The organism is Amycolatopsis sp. NPDC041971 (assembly GCF_055588925.1).
On record NZ_JBVJCE010000036.1, the window covers coordinates 1 to 18352 of the forward strand.

Genomic DNA, 18352 nt, shown 5'->3' on the forward strand with positions numbered 1-18352 from the left:
ACGGGCACCACCTCCACCCGGCAGCCTGCCAGGCGAGATCAGCGCGCCGGCCTACGGGCTATTACCTCGCCAACCATCTGCGTCACGGCACTAGCCCTAAATTTCACTCACGACCCGGTCGAAAAACGCCCAAAAAAGCATCAAATGGACATCCATCGGCCGGTTAGTGTCCTTTGTGGACAACTGACGCTCAGGACACCCTGCCATCCGCACCCGTCGGAAGTCCAGTTCGAAGCACCAAAAGCGCCACCGACCAGCGGCTATGCGACTTTGCCTGAACCCTGACGCTCAGGGCAGGGGAGGAGGCCTTCACGACTTTCCTGGCTCGCGGCTCGCGGCTTCCGATGGCGCGCCTGCCGGGGTCGTGAGTGGTGATTCGGGTCAGAACGGACCGGTATTCGCTTACCTACGTTTGACCAGGCCGGTCTCGCGCGCTCAGCGCGCGCCGGGATGTCGACGATGGAGAAATCGGGACGTTGAATGTCCCGATTCCTCCATCGACGAGAGGGCGTTCCGGTCTCGCCCGGAACCCTCCCCCCAGCACGAACCCCAACAGCAGCGAGACAAGGCCGGATTCCCATGGATAGGCAAATACAAGTCCACCAGAACCGTCCTCACCACACACAACCCCCGAGCAAAATCGCACATATACTCATAAACCAGACATCCGCTTCCAGGCAACGTCCCTTGTGGACATTCTGGGGATGCGCGTGGTCCGAACGTGTCCGCTCGGGACCGGTGCGGATGCCGTCATCGAACTCCGGACGACCTTGGCCGGGTCGCCCGCGGGTACCAGCAAGACGCCGAAACCGAGTCAGGGGATGGCTACCTCGTTGTTCAGGACGACGGAAGGCACGGCCAGGGAAGGGGATTCCTCATTGGGGTCTGCGGCAGGACTTCTCGCCCCGCATCATTCCACCCCGCGCGAGGCGTACGCGCGCAAATACTCGGCCGTGTCCGCGTCGGCGGGAAAGAAGGATTCGATCACCAGCTCGGCGACCGTGATGTCCAACGGCGTCCCGAACGTGGAGACCGTGCTGAAGAACGTGAGTTCGGTGCCCTCGTGCCGCAACCGCAACGGGACGAAAATGTCGCCCGGTCCGGGAACCTCCACTTCGGGGACGGGATCCGCGCACGGATAGGTGAGCAGTTCCTCGAGAAGCTCTGTCAGGACCGGATCAGCCGTCTGGATCACCTGACGCCGCAGCCTGCCCAGCAGATGAGCGCGCCACTCTCCCAGGTTCAGCACGTGCGGCGCCATCCCCTCCGGATGCAGCGTCACGCGCAGGACGTTGACCGGTGGCGTCAACAAGGCGGGCGAGACCAGGCCGGTCATGATCGAGATGCTGGCGCTGGCGTCGATCAGGTTCCACCAGCGGTCGGCGACGGCGGCCGGATACGGCTCGTGGCCGGTCATCAGCTGGCGGACCGCCTTGCGGACCGCCGCCATTTCCGGGGCACCGAGGCCGCTTTCGGCATACGCGGGCGCGTAACCCGCGGCCAGCAGCAGCTGATTGCGTTCCCGCAAGGGCACCTCCAGATGTTCGCCGAGCCGCAGCACCATGTCGCGGCTGGGCTTGGACCGGCCGGTTTCGACGAAGCTCAGGTGCCGGGTGGAGATGTCCGCCGAAATGGCGAGGTCCAGCTGGCTGATCCGGCGGCGGTCGCGCCATTCGCGCAGGAGTTCACCGACGGGGCGGCCCGCGCGGCTCGCGGTCACTGTGGTCGTCACGATCACGAACCTACGGCCACCGATGCCGGGCCGCCATTACCTCCCGCGTAATCGACTGGCCCCACCCTCAGCCGACAGAGTTGTGGCATCGGTCAGCCCCCAAGAAAACGAGGAGACACCATGTCGGACATCCAGCGCGTCGTCGAGCAGTACATCGCCGTGTGGAACGAGACCGACGCGGACAAGCGCCGTGCGCTCATCGCCGAAGTGTTCACCGAGGACACCGCCTACACCGACCCGCTCGGCGCTGTCACCGGCCACGACGGTGTCGACGGCTTCATCGCCGGCGCGCAGGCCCAGTTCGCCGGTCTGAAGTTCAGCCTGCCGGCCGCCCCGGACGCGCACCACGACATCGCGCGGTTCCAGTGGTACCTCGCCCCGGAAGGCGCGGAAGAACCGCTGGCGATCGGCTTCGACGTCATCACCGTCGAGGACGGGCGGATCAAGCGGGTGCTGGGCTTTCTCGACAAGATGCCCGGCTGACCAGCAGCGCAGTTCAGGCGAAGGCCTCCGGCGGCGGGCAGGAGCAGACGAGGTTGCGGTCACCCGCGGCGCCGTCGATCCGCCGCACCGGAGGCCAGATCTTCGCGGCGGTGAAACCGGCGGGAAAGACCGCGATCTCCCTGCTGTACGGGCGATCCCACTCGCCCGTGAGACAGCGCGCGGTGTGCGGGGCGTTGCGCAGCGGGCTTTCGGCCACCGGCCACTCCCCCGCGGCGACCTTCTCGATCTCACCGCGGATCGCGATCATCGCGTCGCAGAACCGGTCGAGTTCGCCGAGGTTCTCGCTCTCGGTGGGCTCGACCATGAGCGTTCCGGCGACCGGGAAGGACATCGTCGGCGCGTGGAGGCCGTAGTCGGCCAGCCGTTTGGCCACGTCGTCGACGGTGACGCCGGTCCGTTTGGTGATCGCGCGGAGATCGAGGATGCATTCGTGCGCCACGAGTCCCTCGTGGCCGGAGTACAGCACCGGGTAGTGCCCGGCGAGACGTTTGGCGACGTAGTTGGCGTTCGCGACCGCGGTCAGGGTCGCGCGCCGCAACCCGTCGGCTCCCATCATCCGGACGTAGGCCCAGGAGATCGGCAGGATCGACGCGCTCCCCCACGGCGCGGCGCTGATCGGGCCCACGCCGGTGGCCGGGCCGGCGCCCGGCTGAAGCGGGTGGTTCGGCAGGTACGGCGCCAGATGCGCGCGCACGCCGATCGGCCCGATGCCCGGTCCGCCGCCACCGTGCGGGATGCAGAAGGTCTTGTGCAGGTTCAGATGGGAGACGTCGGCGCCGAACTTCCCGTACTGCGCGACCCCGATCAGCGCGTTCAGGTTCGCGCCGTCGACGTACACCTGGCCGCCCGCGTCGTGCACCAGCGCGCAGACCTCGCGAACGGTGTCTTCGTAGACGCCGTGCGTCGAGGGGTAGGTGATCATGATCGCGGCGAGGTCGTCCGCGTGATCGTCCACCGTGGACCTGAGGTGGCCGAGGTCGATGTTACCTTCGTCGTCGCATTTCACCACGACCACGCGCATCCCCGCCATGACCGCGCTGGCCGCGTTCGTGCCGTGCGCGCTGGACGGGATCAAGCAGACGTCACGTGCCGCGTTCCCGCGTTCGCGGTGATAGGCGCGGATCGCCAGCAGCCCGGCGAACTCGCCCTGGCTTCCGGCGTTCGGCTGCAGGGAGACCGCGTCGTAGCCGGTGATGCCGGCGAGCCACCGCTCGAGGTCTTTCACGATCGTGAGCAGTCCGGCCGCGTCCTCGGCGGGCGCGAACGGGTGCAGACTCGCGAACTCTGGCCAGGTGATCGGTTCCATCTCGGCCGTGGCGTTGAGTTTCATCGTGCAGGAGCCGAGCGGGATCATGCTCCGGTCGAGCGCGACGTCCTTGTCGGACAACGCCCTCAGGTACCGGAGCAGCGCCGTCTCCGAGCGGTGCGCGTGGAAGACCGGATGCGTCAGGTAAGCACTGGTGCGGCGCAGGTCCGGCGGGAAACCGTCCGCGGTGTCCGCGTCGAGTAAGTCCACATCGGACACCGAGGCCCCGAAAGCTTTCCACACCAGGGAAAGGTGTTCCCGGGTCGTCGTCTCGTCACAGGCTGCGGCGACATGGTCCGCGTCGACGAGCCGCAGGTTGACCCCGAGTTCCCGGGCGGTGGCGACGATGCCCGTCGCGCGGCCGGGGACGGCGACCATCACGGTGTCGAAGAACTCGCAGTGCACGACGTCGACACCGCTTTCGGCGAGCCCCGCCGCGAGCACGGTGGCCATCCGGTGCGCGCGGTTCGCGATGGCGCGCAGGCCTTCGGGACCGTGGTACACCGCGTACATCGACGCGATCACCGCCAGCAGCACCTGGGCGGTGCAGATGTTGCTCGTCGCCTTCTCGCGGCGGATGTGCTGCTCGCGGGTCTGCAACGCGAGCCGGTACGCGGGTGCGCCGTCGGCGTCCTTCGACACCCCGACCAGCCGGCCGGGCAGCTGCCGTTCGAGCCCTTGCCGGACGGCGAGGTACGCCGCGTGCGGCCCGCCGAAGCCCATCGGGACACCGAATCGCTGCGTCGACCCGATCGCGACGTCGGCGCCGAGTTCACCGGGCGACCGCAGCAGCGTCAGTGCCAGTGGATCCGCGGCCATCACCACCGCCGCGCCCAGCGCCTTGGCCTCGGCGATGGTGTGGTCCCATTCGCGGACGACGCCCGACGCGCCCGGGTACGACAGCAGCACCCCGAAGAAGTCGCCGCCGAGCCCCAGTCCGGTGATGCCCTGGGACAGATCCGCGGTCACCAGCTCGATGCCGAGCGGTTCGGCGCGGGTGCGCAGGACCTCGATCGTCTGCGGAAGGGTGTCCTCGTCGACCACGAACCGGGCCGACTTCGTCTTGCCCGCCCGGCGGACCAGCGTCATCGCCTCCGCCGCGGCGGTCGCCTCGTCCAGCATCGACGCGTTCGCGATCGACAAGCCGGTCAGATCGGCGACCATGGTCTGGAAATTGAGCAGCGCTTCGAGGCGGCCCTGCGAGATCTCCGGCTGATACGGCGTGTACGCGGTGTACCAGGCCGGACTCTCCAGCACGTTCCGGCGGATCACCGGCGGGGTCACGGTGTCGTGGTAGCCGAGCCCGATCATCTGGACCATCGGCCGGTTGCGCGCGGCCAGCGCGCGGAGTTCGGCGAGCGCGCCGGTCTCGGTGGCGGGCGGCGGCAGCTCCGGCGGCGTCGCGGATTCCCGCAGTGACGCGGGAACGGCCCGCTCGGCGAGCTCGTCCAGGGAGGCGACGCCGACGACGTCGAGGATGCGCGCGAGCTCTTCGGTGCCGGGACCGATGTGCCGGTCCGCGAACGGGGTTCCGGATTCGAGAGCGGCCAGTGAAACGGGCTCCATCGGGAACCTCCCAAGACGCGGGGGTGGGGCCGGGACGGATTCGTCCCTGGCCCTCCCCACTCTGTCCGTACCCCCGTGGGGGCGCCTGAGAGTTTCGCCCGAGTGTTGAGCCGGGCTTGCACCGTCGGCGGGGCCGCCAGGCTGTGACCTGGCGAACCACTTTCCAGAGGCGTCTCTTCCGCGCGGTCCAGGGTGCCTGAGAGGTTCCGGGGAGGACTTGCTCCTTCGGCGCCGAGCTCAACGGTTATCGGCTCGGTCTCTCCCGCGCGGATTCGTCGACCGCGGAAGTGAGCCTACCCTGCCGCCCGCGCGGCCTCATGATCAGCCGGTGCGACGTGCGTTACGGCGCTGCGTGAGCTCGTCCGGCGTGACCGTTTCGACCACGCCGCCGTCGGCCCGCTCGGCCGGGAACTCGTGGATCGTGCCGCTGATCTCCTGCATCGCGCCGCTGACCGCGATCCCGAAGACACCCTGCCCGCCTTGGAGCAAATCGACGATCTCTTCGGGCGAGGTGCACTCGTAGACGGTGGTGCCGTCGGAGAACAGGGTGACCTTGGCGAGGTCACGGACGCCGCGCAGGCGCAGGTGGTCGACGGCGACGCGGATGTTCTGCAGTGAGACACCGGTGTCCAGCAGCCGCTTGACGACCTTCAGGACGAGGATGTCCTTGAACGAGTAGAGCCGCTGCGAACCGGAACCGTGCGCCGTGCGGATACTCGGCGCGACCAGCTTCGTACGGGCCCAGTAGTCGAGCTGCCGGTAGGTGATCCCGGCGATCTGACAGGCGGCGGGACCGCGGTAACCGACGAGTTCGTCCGGAAGGGAAGAATCGGGAAACAGCTCGCCCTGCTCGCCGTCAGCGACCGGAACGAGCGGCTCTTGAGGGCTACCAGCCTCGACCACGCCATGCCTCCCCTCGCCCGGCCTGGCGGCCGGCGAACAAAGCCGCGCGGACCCACGTGAGCCCGCACCGGAGTTCATCGTCAAGAGGGATGCCCCAGACACCCGAATCACATCTTGGCGATTTACCTCCATTGACGGTAAGCGCGTCCGGCAAACCGGTCAACGCGACGCGCGGTCGGCCTCAAGCTCTTCTTGAGGCTTGTCGAGCATGGCCCCCCATTCGGCCGCACCTTTGCCACTTTTACTCGGTCGTGTTATTTTTTACTCATGCAAGTAAATCCCTCCACCCAAAGCGCCATGCAAGAGGTTCAGGCGGAGCTGGGGCTGTCGGTCACCGAGGCGGCCCGCCGGGCCCAGCTCATCGGGGCCACGATCGCGACGATCTCCGACCTCGGCTACCACAAGACGTCGTTCGCGAAGATCAAGGAGCGGGCCGGGCTGTCCAGCACCCGGATCATCTCCTACCACTTCACCAACAAGGCAGGCCTGATGCAGGCCGTGGTCACCACCGCGACCGGCATGAAGGACAAGTTCCTCGAGGATCGGATCCAAGGCACGACCGACCGGGCCGGGCTGCTGCGCGGCTACATCGAGTCGGAGATCGCGTTCCTCGGCTCGTACCCGGAGCTGGTGCGGGTCATGGTCGAGATGGCTTCGAGCGGTTCGGACGCCGAGGGCTGGTTCATGTCGGCGCCGCTCGTCGAGGAGTTCCGGACCGGCCGGCTCGAACGTCAGCTGCGACAGGGGCAGCAGGAAGGCGCTTTCGGCGAATTCGCGGCGGACGTGATGGCGCTGTCGATCGCGCAGGCCATCGACGGTGTCGCGGCGAAGTTCGCGGCGGATCCGAAGCTGGACCTGGCGCGGTACGGGCGGGAACTGGCGGACCTGTTCGTCAAGGCGACCGCGGCCTGACTCGTGAGTGGGGATCGGGCTAGAACCCGAATCGTCACTCACGACCCCCGGTACCGACACCTCACCGCGGCCCTCTTCTCACGACCGCGCGCACGACGAAGGGGGGCGGCGCCACCGGCACCGCCCCCCTTCGTGCGAAATCCAGGATGTGATCAGGTGTCCGCGCCGCGGAAGTCCTCCGGCGAGACCGAGTCGAGGAACTCGCGGAACTTCTCGACCTCGTCCTCCTGCTCGTCGGGGATGATGAGGCCCGCTTCCTCCAGCACCGCGTCGACGGCGTGGATCGGGACCCCCACCCGCAGCGCCAGCGCCACCGAATCGCTCGGTCGCGCCGAAACCCGGATGTCCCCGTCGAAGACCAGTTCCGCGAAGAACGTGCCTTCCTTCAAATCCGTGATGACGACCTGCTCCAGCTCACGGCCCAGCGCCCCGATGACCTCTTTGAGGAGGTCGTGGGTGAGCGGACGGGCCGGGCGGACTCCCTGCTGCTCCAAGGCGATGGCGGTGGCCTCGACCGAGCCGATCCAGATCGGCAGGTAGCGCTCGCCCTCGGTTTCCCGTAGCAACAAGATCGGCTGATTCGCGGGTAGCTCCACCCGCACGCCGACGACGCGCATCTCGCTCATCGGGCTTCGCCTCCCTCTCGTGCGCACGGGCTGCAACGCTTGTCTCGACGATCAAGCGACGGCAACCCCGACGCTACCCGTCTTCCGAGCGCTGTGCTCGCTGTCTCCGACATTCTCGGTTCGCCCGTGGCAAACCGACTCTCACGGTACGGCATCGGGTGCCGAACATTCAGGCATTGACAAGTGGCCTCACAACGGCTCCCGGTGTCCCGAGCAGTTCAACCGCCTGTGACAGCCCGTATTCCGGCCTTCACCAAGAGCGTGTGCAACGCCACGGTCAACGCGGCGAGCTCCCGGACGACCTCGTCGCCCCTCGCCTGGGCGTCCTCGTCACGATGCCGGTACACCGGGGTCACGATCTGCTCCAGCAGGCCGACCTCCCGGTCGGCCGCGGCCCGGAAGGCACGCAGATGTCTCGGCTCAATACCGAATTCGGTCATCGCTTTCACGGTCTTCGCCACGAGGACCGCGTCGGGGTCGAAGAACCCCGCCGCGCCTGGCCGGACGAGACCGTATTGCCGCAGCTCAACCAAGGTGGCTGGGTCGATGCCCGCCTGGCGGACAAGATCTTCCTCGGTCAGCCTGATCTCGCGATCGGTCTCGAAGTCCCCGGGGGACGGCAGTCCGCCGTTCTCCCCAGGGGCGTCGAGTGAAACGAGTTTCCGCGGCGGTTTGGGCAGCGCCGCCGACGGCGCGGCGCCCTGATCCGCCGCGTCGAGCTGTTCCTTGATGACCTTCAACGGGAGGTAGTGATCCCGCTGGGCGGACAGGACGAATCGCAGACGTTCCACGTCCGCCGGAGCGAACTGCCGGTACCCCGACGGGGTCCGGCCCGGCTGGACCAGACCTTCCGCCTCGAGGAACCGGATCTTGGAGATGGTGACGTCGGGGAAGTCGCCGCGCAGCTGTGCCAGCACGGCCCCGATGCTCAACCCATCGCGCTGCGACGCATCCCGATCAGGCCGCCCGGCCGCCGTCACCGTGCCCCCTGGCCCCCGTGGCCCGGGCCGGTCAGGAAGACCAGGCGGAACTTGCCGATCTGCACCTCGTCGCCACCGGCGAGAACGGCCTGGTCGACCGGCTCGCGGTTGACGTAGGTGCCGTTGAGGCTGCCGACGTCGATGACGACGAACTCGCCACCCTCACGGCGGAACTCGGCGTGCCGCCGGGAGACCGTGACGTCGTCGAGGAAGATGTCGCTGTCCGGGTGCCGTCCCGCGCTGGTGGTGTCGCGGTCCAGCAGGAAGCGCGAACCCGCGTTCGGGCCCCGCTTGACGACCAGCAGCGCGGAACCCGCGGGCAGCGCGTCCACACCCTGGACAGGGGGCTCGGCAGCCGGAGGAGCCTCAGTGCCTTCGACGTCGGCCAGGAAGTCGGCCCGGAAGACAGAAGTCCGCTCCGGAGACTGCTCCGGGGGAACGCCGGGCCCGTCGTTCGTGCTCACCTGAGCTCTCCTAACGCATGTGTGTTGCCACTACTCAAGAACGTGTGGAGGTCAAACGTACCGTGCCTGATCGAATCTCCGGCCCGCGGCTCCCCCTACTCTTCCCGAAGGGCCGCGGCCTGCGGCTATTCCTTGATCAGTGCCTGGTACGCCTCGGCCTCCAGCAGGGATTCCACCGAGCTCGCGTCGTCGAGACGGAGCTCGATCAGCCAGCCCTCGCCGTAGGGGTCGCTGTTGATCAGCTCGGGTGACTCGGTCACCGCGTCGTTGACCGCGACCACCTCGCCGTCGAGCGGGGCGAACAGCTCCGAAACGCTCTTGGTCGACTCGACCTCACCGAACGTGTCCCCCGCGCCGACCTGCTTGCCGACCTCGGGAAGTTCGACGAACACCACGTCACCGAGCTGGTCCTGGGCGTACTCCGTGATGCCCACGCGCACGAGCCCGCCGTCGCGCACGGAGACCCACTCGTGCTCCTCGGTGTACCGCAGTTCTTCTGGAGTGGACAACGCCGCTCCCCTTTCTCAAGCCCTCACTCGAAACCGACGCGCGCAGTTTCGCATCCCGCCGGGTCACGCGCCCGCCGCCTCCCGTAACCCGCCGGGTTCGGCCGTTCGCAGCGCTCGCACCGTCTGGACGACGTACAGCACGCCTGAATAGACGTACAGGACCGCGCCCCACGCCGTGAAGGCGTATCCGATCGGCCGGGCGATCGCGGCCAGGTCGGAGCCACCCTGGGTGAGCAGCAGGACCGGGAAGGCGTACATCAGCACGAAGGTGGCGCCCTTGCCGATGTAGGTGACCTCCGGCGGGGCGAAGCCGCGGTGCCGGAGCAGCAGCACACAGACGCCCAGCACGGCCTCGCGGGCGACCAGCGGGACCACCAGCCACCAGGGGATGATGTCGCGGATGAGGAAGGCGATGAGGATCGCGAGGATGTAGAGCCGGTCGGCGGCCGGGTCGAGCAGCTGGCCGAGCCGGGACATCTGGTTGAGCCAGCGGGCGAGTTTGCCGTCGAGCCAGTCGGTGAGCGCGCTGAACACGAGCAGCGCCAGCGCCCAGCCGTCCTCCTTCGGGCCGAGGAGCAGCCAAAGGAAGACCGGCACCCCGGCGAGCCGGAGGATCGAAAGCAGGTTGGGAACGTTCAGGGCCTGCCGCAAGAGCGAAGGCTCTTCGCTGGTCATGCTCGGTTCGGGGGGCGTGCTCACTCGCTCAGCCTAGCCAGTGGGGCGCGCGCCCTCCCTCGTCAGCTGGCCCTGGTGTGGGTCCAGCCGCGGCGTTGGAGGTCCGCGCTGGTCAGCGCCACGGGCCTGCCCCGGTGATCGGTGCCCACCCAGCGGATGTGGCCGGCGGAGCTCTCGAGGACGTACGGGCGGGCGCCGCACCAGACGACGGTGCACGGTGCCGTCGGTGGCAGCTCCGTGCTCGCCGGTGCCGTGGCCTGGGGTGACGCGGGGTCGGTCTGTTCGTCGGTCTTCATCACTCTCACGGTTTCGTGACGGGGACTGGGACACGCCGGAGCGCTACCTTTGTTTTCGGCGGAACGGGGCCGCGCGTTAACGACTCCGGCGCGGATTCGTCCGATCGGTTCGCGACGACAGCGGGGTGTCATCGCGCTGTGAACGGCATGTTAATTGTCCACAATGGACAATTCTTGCGCGGTCCTCGCGTACCCCGGCGCCGCGGGCGCGATAGCCTCCCGCGAATCGAATGTGGCTCAATGCCACGACATCGGGCCCGGCCGGGTCAGAATGGGCCGGCCACGACCGGTCGACGAAAGGATCGCCTTGCCCGTCTCGACGACCACGGGAACGTGGCGGCGCCTGTTCGCGGCCTGCGCCGTCACCGGAACGCTCGCCGCCTGTTCGGGCGAAGATCGGCCACCGCCTGTCACCTCGATGTCGGCCTCGCCGCCCTCGCTCCCCACGGCCGTGTCCAGCGTCTCGGTGCCTCCGATCCCGTCGCAAACCGCGCCGAGTCCGTCCACCGCCCCGAATCCCGCCCCCCAACCGAAACCCGCTGAACCGGTACAGGGTTCGTGCGGCACGGTCACCGCGGCCAGCGGGCTGACCTTGCAGGTGCTGCACGGGCCCGGGGTCTCCTGCGCGGACGCGACCGGGATCGTCGGCTCGTTCCACAAGAGGATCGCCGGACGGCAGTCCGCGGCCTCGGACGAACCCGTCAGCGAGACCGTGGACGGCTGGCTGTGCGTCTCCGGCGCTCCCGCCGCGCAAGGCGGCACCAGTTGCGGCAAAGGCGAACAGAACGTATTCGCCGCCGTCGTCCCCATCGAATGAACCATCCCCGAGAAGAAGGGCCCATGAAGAGCCTCACCGTACTTCCCGCCGCGTTCGCCGTCGTCCTGCTGAGCGGTTGCGGAGCCGATCCGGCTCCCGCCGCCGCGCCGGCGCCGTCATCCTCCGCCGTCACCTCGGCGCCCGCCGGGACGCCCTGCGGCGAAGTCACCGGACTCCAAGGCACGAAGAACAAGGTCGTCGCGCACGGGAAGACCGACTGCGCCGAAGCGACCCAGGTGCTTACGGACTACTTCACCAAGCTGACGCCCGCCGAAGCCGCTTCGCCGCAGGGTCCCGGCCCGGTGGTGATCGGCGCCTGGACGTGCGGGAGCGGGCCGAACGATCCGGTGACGAGCTGCTCGACCGAGGACGAGCGCCAGATCGAAGCGACCCGTTTCTGACGCCTCAGTCGCCCCGGACCATCGGGGTCTCGCGGTAGGCGTCTCCGGTATTGAAGGCGGCGAACGAGACCTTTTCGCCGCCCTTGGCGCCGTACATCGTGCAGGCCTCGAACTTGCCGCAGTGGGCCCGCCGGCGAGACCTCGACTGTCCATAAGGGACACTCATCGACGGCCGGATGTCCGATTGACGCCTATGCGCACGGTCGTGAACCGGGGTCGCGAGTGACAATGAGGGGTTCTATAGAGGGGTAGGGCAAATGTGGCGGCCAGGTCGCCGCCTTCGCGGAATTCCAGCAGCCGACCCCTGTCGCAGTTGCCTTACCTCTATACTCCGCGTCTGTCCTCGCGACGTCGCTTGCCGACGTCCAACCGGTACAGGACGACACCCACTATCACTATGCCGACGAGAAAGAGACCCAGCGCGCCGCCTGCCGAGACCTTCCAGATCAACGGCGATCTCGTCCGGTAGGCGAATCCGTCACCGGCGAAGACCGTGTCACCCCGCGAGATCTTCTCCCCCAGAATCCGGCCGCCTCCGGTACGACCGTCGGCGAAGCGCCATTTCCCGGAGCAGTAGGGGGTCTGGCCGTTCACCGCGGATCCCTCCGAGGTGCACCCCGAGATCTCGGTGACCGTGACGTCCTCGCCGGTGCTCAATTCACCGATGTCGGAACCGAGGGAGCCCCAGACGAGACCGAAGATCAGCAGAAAAGGGAGAACGGCCGAAAGCACCGAAGTAAGAACCCCGGGTTTCCGCGCATTTTCCGGCACTGTTGTCCTTTCGTCGATCACTGGAGCTTCAGCAGGACTTCCCGCTCGAGTTTGCCGACGAGGAGGTACTGGGGCCGATATCCGGGCGGGACCACGAAACAGACGAGACCCGTGGTGCCGTCGAAAGCGCCGGGAGCGCCCGCGCAGTCCTTGACCCGTTCCGGCTCACCGTGTTCGTCGGCAGACAGCTCCAGTGCCGTGTCGCCGAAGCGAGCAGCCTCGATCCGCAAGGTGAGTACGTGGAATCCGCTCAACCACGCCTCGGCTCCCTCGGGCGGTCCGGGCCCGCTGTCGAGCACACGCACGGCCGCCTCCCCGGATACGGCGGTCTGTCCACGGGCGAACACCGGCGGCGGTCCCCATAGGTCGCGACGGAGTTCCCAGAAATTCGGGACGGGGTCGGCCGCCTCGCCATAGGGCGTCCCGCCGAATCCGACCGGCGTCAGCACGACGAACGCGGCGAAGGCCAGCCCGGCGAGGAACGGCGGCGCCTTCCGCGCGCCCCCCGGTCTCGCCACTTTGACCAGCACGATGGCCGCGAGCACCAGGAGTGCCAAGCCGAGGGACATCGCCGTGATCTTTTCCCACGGATGGTGGGCTTCCAGGACGCGATCGGCCCCACGCACGGACAACACCCGGTCCGTCACCGACGAAAGCCGGGCGACCACCGGATCCGCGAGGCCGAACGCATCCCGCGTCGGCAATTCGATCGCGCGGCCGTCTTCGGCGATCGCCAGGACCTCATAGCTGGTACGCGGGCCGTGCTGTCCTTCGCTGGTCGTGGAGTTCCACTCCGAGATCACCGCGCGCACGTCGTACGTGCCGGCCAGCCCTTCGACGGTCCACCGCCCGGCGAAGGCCGCGACGGTTCCCCAGACGATCCCGATCACGAACGCGACGATCATCGCGTCCCTGCGCCACTCGTCTTTCCGATGTGGTTCGCGGAAGACCACCAACACCCCCTGTTCAGCTCGTTCAGTCTATTGCCCGAGGCACGCCGAACAGCACGGGATTTGTACCCACCCACTTGCGAACCGAAGTAAGAGTCGCCTAGACTCAAACTATGCTCACCAGGGAAGACGCCGTGGCGACGATCGAGAACGCGGTCGACGCGGCCACTCTGTTCGCCCGCCATCGCTACCGCGAATTGGCGGCCGTGCTCCACCCCGACCGCAACCCCGGCGACGAGCGCGCCCACCGGGCCGCCGCCACCCTCAACCGCCTGCACGACGACTGGAAACGCGCGCGGCGCCAGACGGTCACCACGGCGACCTCGGCGTACACCCTCACCGAGCCGCACGCGGTGGGCAGTGTCGCGACGACCTACCGGACCACCGGGCCGCACCTGGTCAAGCTCGTCCGCGACCCGGCGCTCAACCCGTTGATCCACGCAGAGTGGACGGCGTTGCGCACGCTCGACGGCTTCACCGAACGGCACCGGTGGCTGCGCCCCTACTACCCGCGGTTGCTCGACACGTCGGGTCCGGTGGCGCGGGGCGACCGCGCGTTCAGCGTCCTCGATCCGCTCGTCGACGGGTTCGTCACGCTCGCGGACATCGGGAGAGCGTTCCCCGGCGGGCTCGACGGCCGTGACTACGCCTGGATGCACCGGCGCCTGCTGCGCGCCGTGGCGGGCGCGCATCGCGCGGGTGTCGTCCACGGCCACCTCACCGCGGACAACGTACTCGTCCATCCAGGACAGCACGGCATCGTCCTCGTCGGCTGGTCCTTCGCCGTCGAAGACGGTGTGCTCCCACTGGCGGCGGACAACTCCGTCGAATACCCACCGGAAGTCCACAAGGGACTCCCGATGACCGCGGCGACCGACGTCCACCTGCTCCACCGCATGATGCTGGACCTGCTGGCACCGGCGGAAACCCGCCAACGCGAGTTCGCGACGTGGTGCACCCAGGACATCCCGGCACAACGGCCCGACGCCGCCGATCTGCTCGACGAGTACGACGAACTGCTCGACGACCTCTACGGCCCTCGCACCTTCCGACCCTTCACCATCCCCGAGACAGGAGCCTGACCATGGGACACGGACACTGGGACGACAACGCCTACGCCGCGGCGAGGACCTTCCGCGCGGCCAAGGGCGAGGACGATTTCGGCTACACGGCCGATCTCCGCTCCAAACCCGCGAAAGAGTGGAAGGTCGCATCCGCGCTCGATCCGCTGAACGCCGTCCGGGAATGCCGGGATTCGGCCGACCACACCGATTCGACGCCGATCGCGGTGCTGTTCGACGTCACCGGCTCGATGCGCCGGGTGCCGCGGATCATGCAGGGCAAGCTCGGCAAACTGCACGGCCTGCTCAAGCGACGGGGTTACCTGGCCGACCCGCAGGTCCTGTTCGGGGCGATCGGCGACGCCGACAGCGACCGGGTCCCGTTGCAGATCGGGCAGTTCGAATCGGACAACCGGATGGACGAGCAGCTGCGCACGATCTTCCTCGAAGGCGGCGGCGGCGGGCAGAAGAGCGAATCCTACGAGCTGGCCGCCTACTTCATGGCGAGGCACGTCATCACCGACGCTTGGCAGAACCGCGGCCGCAAGGGCTATCTGTTCATCATCGGCGACGAGCTCAACAAGCCCGCGCTGGAGGCCCGCCACATCCGCCACGTGCTCGGCGACGACGTGCGGGAGGACATCGACCCGGCCTCGGTGTACCGGGAGCTGGCCCGCAAGTGGCACGTCTACTTCGTGCTGCCGAACCAGTCGTCGTACTACAACGACCCGGAGATCGGCGAGCACTGGAGCGGTCTGCTCGGCCAGAGCTTCCTCAAACTCGACGATCCCGGCGCGGTGTGCGAACTGATCGCGGCCACCATCGGGCTGGAGGAACGGGTCGTCGACGTCGACCGGGCGCTCGCCGACCTCGCGGACGTCGGCTCGGCCGCCGAGAGCGCGGCCGTGGGCAAGGCACTGGCGAAACTGGGCACCAGGTCGGTCGTCACCTCGGCGGTGCCCGAAGCCGGCGGCCCGAGCGACGTGGTGCTGCGGTGAGTCTCCTGGACGGACACGTGGTGGTGGTCGGACTCGGCTTCGGCGACGAAGGCAAGGGCGCCGTGGTCGACACCCTGTGCGCCGCGCGGCCCACCACCGCCGTCGTCCGCTTCAACGGGGGCGCGCAGGCCGCGCACAACGTCGTCGTGGACGGGCGGCACCACACCTTCAGCCAGTTCGGGGCGGGCACGTTCGCCGGCGTGCCCACTCATCTGTCGCGGTTCGTGTTGGTCGAGCCGTTCGCGCTGGCCGCCGAAGCACGGCAGCTCGAAGCGGCAGGCGTCCGGAATCCGCTCTCGCTGCTGAGCGTGGATGGGGGCGCATTGCTCACGACCCCGTTCCACATCCACGCCAACCGGGCCAGGGAGGAGGCCCGGGGCGCGAACCGGCACGGCTCGTGCGGAAAGGGCGTCGGCGAGACCGTCTGGTACTCGCTGCTCCCCGGCGCCGCGCCGGGCGAGGTGGTGGAAAGTCAGGAGGTGATCGGGACGCCGGGGGAAGCGCCCACGGTCGCCGACTGCGCCACCCCGTCGGTGTTGCGGCGCAAACTGGACGCGCTCGCGCGGTTCTACGCCCCGCTCGCCACGCCACCGCACGGTGTGGACGAACTGGTGGCGCTGTACCGCGCTTTCGCGGACGCGGTGCGGATCACCGACGGCGGTGAGACAGGACGGCTGGCGGACTCCGGACGGCTGGTTTTCGAGGGGGCGCAGGGGGTTCTCCTCGACCAGCACCACGGGTTCCACCCGCATACGACCTGGTCGACCACCACCCCGCACAACGCCCGCGCGCTGCTGGGCGGGCGCCCACACGCGGTACTGGGTGTCACGCGGACCTATCTCACCCGGCACGGCGCGGGGCCGCTGCCGACCGAGTCCGCCGCCGTGCTCGCCCGCTTTCCCGAGACGCACAACGAAACCGGCGACTTCCAGGGCGCGTGGCGGGCGGGCCATCTCGACGCGGCTTTGCTGGATTACGCGATCGCGGCCTGCGACGGCGTGGACGCGTTCGCGGTGACCCATCTCGACGCGACCGGTCTGCGGGTCGTATCCGGTGACGGCTCCCCCGCCGTCGACCTGCCGGATCCGCTGGCGTGGTTCGGCGCGCGGCTGCCGGTGGCCGTCGCCGGGTACGGCCCGGACAGGGCCGGTTACCGGGTCGTGGCGGCGAGGTCGACAATCAACGCGTGATCGAGTCGACTCCGGTGTCCGTTGACGTGCTCGTGGTGCGGTTCGCCCCCGGCACGCGGACCGTGCTGCTGGGAATCGCGCCGCGTGCCGCCGAGCCGTTCGAAGGCGAACTCGCCCTGCCCGGGGTGCTGCTCGGGCTCGGCGAGCGGCTGCGGGAGGCGGCGCTCCGGGCGGTGGTCACCAAACTCGGGCTGCCACCGGACGCGCTTTCGGCGACTGGACAGCTCGCCACCTTCGACGAGCCGAACCGTGATCCCCGCGGCCCCACCCTCTCCATCGCCTTGTGGGCCACCACGAACCCCGCGCTCGACGACCCGGGGAACGTGGTGTGGGCGCCGCTGGACGAGGTCCCGTCGCTGGCGTTCGACCACGACCGGATCGTGGCGGACTGCCGCCCGTTGCTGGCCGAACGGCTGTGGCGGGACGTCGCGTTCACCGCCGGGCTGCTAGGGCCGATCTTCACGACGGCACAGGCATTGGACGCGACCGAAGCGCTGACCGGGGACCGCCCCTATCCGGCCAATCTCGGCCGGACCATGGAGCGGGTCCCCGGGCTCCGGCGCACCACCGAACACGCGGCCGCCCTCCCCAAGGGAGGACGGCCGCCGTCGTTGTGGCGCTGGGAGTGACGAGGCCTAGGTCAGATCCCGCAGGAGGACGCCGACCAGAACCGGGTGGACCGGTGTGCCACGTGCGTGTGATCGTTGTGGCCGGGGTAGCCCGGGCCGAGGATCTCACTGAACCCGTGGTTGCGGGCCTGCTTCGCCAGCCCGCAGAAGCCTTGCGAGCCCGCTCCGAGGTCGACCGCGTCGCCGTAGAGATGCCGGCTGTTGGTCGCCCCGCCGACGGCGTTGTTGCAGGCGACGCTGCGGAAGCCGCCGTTGACGTCGATCGGCCGGTCGCCCATGGCGTGCCGCATCGCCTGCAGCTTCCACATCGAGACCAGCGCGTTGGCTTTCGCCGTCGCCGCTGAGACGTTGCCGCCCGACCAGTCGGAGTTGCACCGGTTCAGTTCGGCGTAGGTGAAGTTGACCGGCGTGCAGTCGTCGTCCTGCAACGCGTAGAGCTTGGTGAACGTGGCCGATCCGGCGATGCCGTCCGCGCCCAGCCCGTACGCCTGCTGGAAGCGGGTGACCGCGGCCTTGGTGCCCGCGCCGAACTGGCCGTCGATGGCGAGCACACCACCGTAACCGGGATATCCGGCGACCCGGATCTGCAACTGCCGGACGTCCTCACCGGACGCGCCCTCGGACAACGTGCGTCCCCAGGAGTAACAGGCGTCGGCGACGGACACTTCGCCCGCCGTCACCGGACCTGGATCGGCGGCCGCCGGGGTGGCGACCGCGGTACCGAGCCCGGCCACGAGGGCGAGCATCGGCAGGAGGAAACGAATGCGCATGACAGGAACACCTTTCAAGGCAGGGAAGGTGAGGCCCGTGACCCCCACGGGTTGTCAACGATTCACTGCACGGGATGCTAACGCGGTTCCGGTTACCGCACTGTGGGTCGTTCGACCCACACGGCCGACGGCGGGCGCTCCCGAGCCTGCGCCGGGCGAAGTTCCGTGAAGGCCTCCTTGAGGGACTCTGGGTCCCTCAAGAAGGCCTTCGGAACACTTCACGGGTTCATGGCGTAGGCGCCCGAGAGGTCCCGCACCAGCGACCACACGTGGTCGAAGCGGGCCGCGTCGA

General features: G+C 68.6%; 21 protein-coding genes and 1 riboswitch. Of the genes, 7 read left to right on the forward strand and 14 right to left on the reverse strand.

The annotated features are described in order from the left end of the window. Window positions 1-910: 910 nt before the first annotated feature. Complete coding sequence (locus tag ACZ6DT_RS39725; RefSeq protein ID WP_465605098.1) at window positions 911-1738, reverse strand: helix-turn-helix domain-containing protein; 828 nt, start codon at window positions 1736-1738, stop codon at window positions 911-913. A gap of 114 nt (window positions 1739-1852) precedes the next feature. Between ACZ6DT_RS39725 and ACZ6DT_RS39730 the strand changes: the two genes are divergently transcribed. Continuing rightward, a complete protein-coding gene (locus ACZ6DT_RS39730) occupies window positions 1853-2215 on the forward strand; it encodes a nuclear transport factor 2 family protein (protein WP_465605101.1) in 363 nt (120 codons plus the stop codon). Window positions 2216-2228: 13 nt separating this feature from the next. On the opposite strand, the gene gcvP is transcribed toward ACZ6DT_RS39730, so the two are convergent. After that, window positions 2229-5108 carry an aminomethyl-transferring glycine dehydrogenase gene (gcvP, locus tag ACZ6DT_RS39735; RefSeq protein ID WP_465605103.1) on the reverse strand — a complete coding sequence of 960 codons (2880 nt, stop codon included), beginning with the start codon at window positions 5106-5108 and terminating at the stop codon, window positions 2229-2231. Between the two features lie 173 nt (window positions 5109-5281). Next, window positions 5282-5383, reverse strand: a riboswitch (glycine riboswitch). 46 nt (window positions 5384-5429) lie between these two features. Continuing rightward, entirely contained in the window at window positions 5430-6011 is a 582-nt protein-coding gene (locus ACZ6DT_RS39740; RefSeq protein WP_465605106.1) for a MerR family transcriptional regulator, read from the reverse strand. Window positions 6012-6308: 297 nt separating this feature from the next. Between ACZ6DT_RS39740 and ACZ6DT_RS39745 the strand changes: the two genes are divergently transcribed. Further along, window positions 6309-6923, forward strand: coding sequence for a TetR/AcrR family transcriptional regulator (locus tag ACZ6DT_RS39745; protein WP_465605109.1), 615 nt, complete (start codon window positions 6309-6311; stop codon window positions 6921-6923). A 152-nt stretch (window positions 6924-7075) separates the two neighbouring features. On the opposite strand, the gene ACZ6DT_RS39750 is transcribed toward ACZ6DT_RS39745, so the two are convergent. The 7 genes from ACZ6DT_RS39750 to ACZ6DT_RS39780 all read right to left on the reverse strand — a co-directional run bounded on the left by ACZ6DT_RS39750 (window position 7076) and on the right by ACZ6DT_RS39780 (window position 11283). Next, the gene (locus tag ACZ6DT_RS39750; RefSeq protein WP_005150031.1) at window positions 7076-7549 is read right to left on the reverse strand and encodes a bifunctional nuclease family protein; all 474 of its coding nucleotides are present in this window, start codon (window positions 7547-7549) and stop codon (window positions 7076-7078) included. Window positions 7550-7767: 218 nt separating this feature from the next. Next, entirely contained in the window at window positions 7768-8529 is a 762-nt protein-coding gene (gene ftsR, locus ACZ6DT_RS39755) for a transcriptional regulator FtsR (RefSeq protein ID WP_465605112.1), read from the reverse strand. Then, window positions 8526-8993 carry a glycogen accumulation regulator GarA gene (garA, locus tag ACZ6DT_RS39760; protein WP_465605115.1) on the reverse strand — a complete coding sequence of 156 codons (468 nt, stop codon included), beginning with the start codon at window positions 8991-8993 and terminating at the stop codon, window positions 8526-8528. The genes ftsR and garA overlap by 4 nt, the downstream gene beginning before the upstream one ends. Window positions 8994-9118: 125 nt before the next feature. Continuing rightward, window positions 9119-9502, reverse strand: a complete 384-nt coding sequence (gcvH, locus tag ACZ6DT_RS39765) for a glycine cleavage system protein GcvH (RefSeq protein ID WP_276370532.1) — start codon at window positions 9500-9502, stop codon at window positions 9119-9121. Between the two features lie 63 nt (window positions 9503-9565). After that, a complete protein-coding gene (locus ACZ6DT_RS39770) occupies window positions 9566-10177 on the reverse strand; it encodes a CDP-alcohol phosphatidyltransferase family protein (RefSeq protein WP_465605150.1) in 612 nt (203 codons plus the stop codon). Window positions 10178-10239: 62 nt separating this feature from the next. Continuing rightward, the gene (locus ACZ6DT_RS39775; protein ID WP_465605119.1) at window positions 10240-10473 is read right to left on the reverse strand and encodes a hypothetical protein; all 234 of its coding nucleotides are present in this window, start codon (window positions 10471-10473) and stop codon (window positions 10240-10242) included. A 237-nt stretch (window positions 10474-10710) separates the two neighbouring features. Then, complete coding sequence (locus tag ACZ6DT_RS39780) at window positions 10711-11283, reverse strand: hypothetical protein (RefSeq protein WP_465605121.1); 573 nt, start codon at window positions 11281-11283, stop codon at window positions 10711-10713. 30 nt (window positions 11284-11313) lie between these two features. Here ACZ6DT_RS39780 and ACZ6DT_RS39785 point away from each other — a divergent pair, with 30 nt between their 5' ends. Beyond that, the gene (locus ACZ6DT_RS39785; protein WP_465605124.1) at window positions 11314-11691 is read left to right on the forward strand and encodes a hypothetical protein; all 378 of its coding nucleotides are present in this window, start codon (window positions 11314-11316) and stop codon (window positions 11689-11691) included. A 4-nt stretch (window positions 11692-11695) separates the two neighbouring features. Here the strand turns inward: ACZ6DT_RS39785 and ACZ6DT_RS39790 are convergent, their stop codons facing one another. From ACZ6DT_RS39790 to ACZ6DT_RS39800, 3 genes are all read right to left on the reverse strand, one after another. Then, complete coding sequence (locus ACZ6DT_RS39790; RefSeq protein WP_465605127.1) at window positions 11696-11857, reverse strand: hypothetical protein; 162 nt, start codon at window positions 11855-11857, stop codon at window positions 11696-11698. A gap of 158 nt (window positions 11858-12015) precedes the next feature. Further along, window positions 12016-12462, reverse strand: coding sequence for a hypothetical protein (locus ACZ6DT_RS39795; RefSeq protein ID WP_465605130.1), 447 nt, complete (start codon window positions 12460-12462; stop codon window positions 12016-12018). 17 nt (window positions 12463-12479) lie between these two features. Next, window positions 12480-13367 (reverse strand): hypothetical protein, encoded by an 888-nt coding sequence (locus tag ACZ6DT_RS39800; RefSeq protein WP_465605133.1) that lies wholly within the window; start codon window positions 13365-13367, stop codon window positions 12480-12482. A gap of 158 nt (window positions 13368-13525) precedes the next feature. On the opposite strand from ACZ6DT_RS39800, the gene ACZ6DT_RS39805 reads away from it, so the two are divergent. From ACZ6DT_RS39805 to ACZ6DT_RS39820, 4 genes are read left to right on the forward strand one after another with little or no spacing between them, the layout of a single operon-like run. Continuing rightward, window positions 13526-14494 (forward strand): adenylate cyclase, encoded by a 969-nt coding sequence (locus ACZ6DT_RS39805; protein WP_465605136.1) that lies wholly within the window; start codon window positions 13526-13528, stop codon window positions 14492-14494. 2 nt (window positions 14495-14496) lie between these two features. Beyond that, complete coding sequence (locus ACZ6DT_RS39810) at window positions 14497-15471, forward strand: hypothetical protein (RefSeq protein ID WP_465605139.1); 975 nt, start codon at window positions 14497-14499, stop codon at window positions 15469-15471. Further along, entirely contained in the window at window positions 15468-16661 is a 1194-nt protein-coding gene (locus tag ACZ6DT_RS39815) for an adenylosuccinate synthetase (RefSeq protein WP_465605142.1), read from the forward strand. The genes ACZ6DT_RS39810 and ACZ6DT_RS39815 overlap by 4 nt, the downstream gene beginning before the upstream one ends. Further along, on the forward strand, window positions 16658-17290 hold the full coding sequence (locus ACZ6DT_RS39820) for an NUDIX domain-containing protein (RefSeq protein ID WP_465605144.1): 633 nt from the start codon (window positions 16658-16660) through the stop codon (window positions 17288-17290). The genes ACZ6DT_RS39815 and ACZ6DT_RS39820 overlap by 4 nt, the downstream gene beginning before the upstream one ends. Window positions 17291-17301: 11 nt before the next feature. Here ACZ6DT_RS39820 and ACZ6DT_RS39825 read toward each other — a convergent pair whose 3' ends face one another. Further along, window positions 17302-18060, reverse strand: a complete 759-nt coding sequence (locus ACZ6DT_RS39825; RefSeq protein WP_465605147.1) for a D-Ala-D-Ala carboxypeptidase family metallohydrolase — start codon at window positions 18058-18060, stop codon at window positions 17302-17304. Window positions 18061-18352 lie beyond the last annotated feature (292 nt).

Excerpts from the sequence above, each read along its gene's own strand:
- ACZ6DT_RS39785 (WP_465605124.1), top strand. The coding sequence starts at position 11,314 with ATGAAGAGCCTCACCGTACTTCCCGCCGCGTTCGCCGTCGTCCTGCTG.
- ACZ6DT_RS39730 (WP_465605101.1), top strand. The coding sequence starts at position 1,853 with ATGTCGGACATCCAGCGCGTCGTCGAGCAGTACATCGCCGTGTGGAAC.
- ACZ6DT_RS39775 (WP_465605119.1), bottom strand. The coding sequence starts at position 10,473 with ATGAAGACCGACGAACAGACCGACCCCGCGTCACCCCAGGCCACGGCA.
- gcvP (WP_465605103.1), bottom strand. The coding sequence starts at position 5,108 with ATGGAGCCCGTTTCACTGGCCGCTCTCGAATCCGGAACCCCGTTCGCG.
- ACZ6DT_RS39770 (WP_465605150.1), bottom strand. The coding sequence starts at position 10,177 with ATGACCAGCGAAGAGCCTTCGCTCTTGCGGCAGGCCCTGAACGTTCCC.
- ACZ6DT_RS39805 (WP_465605136.1), top strand. The coding sequence starts at position 13,526 with ATGCTCACCAGGGAAGACGCCGTGGCGACGATCGAGAACGCGGTCGAC.
- ACZ6DT_RS39780 (WP_465605121.1), bottom strand. The coding sequence starts at position 11,283 with ATGGGGACGACGGCGGCGAATACGTTCTGTTCGCCTTTGCCGCAACTG.
- ACZ6DT_RS39750 (WP_005150031.1), bottom strand. The coding sequence starts at position 7,549 with ATGAGCGAGATGCGCGTCGTCGGCGTGCGGGTGGAGCTACCCGCGAAT.
- ACZ6DT_RS39790 (WP_465605127.1), bottom strand. The coding sequence starts at position 11,857 with ATGAGTGTCCCTTATGGACAGTCGAGGTCTCGCCGGCGGGCCCACTGC.
- ACZ6DT_RS39745 (WP_465605109.1), top strand. The coding sequence starts at position 6,309 with ATGCAAGAGGTTCAGGCGGAGCTGGGGCTGTCGGTCACCGAGGCGGCC.
- ACZ6DT_RS39800 (WP_465605133.1), bottom strand. The coding sequence starts at position 13,367 with ATGATCGTCGCGTTCGTGATCGGGATCGTCTGGGGAACCGTCGCGGCC.
- ACZ6DT_RS39810 (WP_465605139.1), top strand. The coding sequence starts at position 14,497 with ATGGGACACGGACACTGGGACGACAACGCCTACGCCGCGGCGAGGACC.
- ACZ6DT_RS39825 (WP_465605147.1), bottom strand. The coding sequence starts at position 18,060 with ATGCGCATTCGTTTCCTCCTGCCGATGCTCGCCCTCGTGGCCGGGCTC.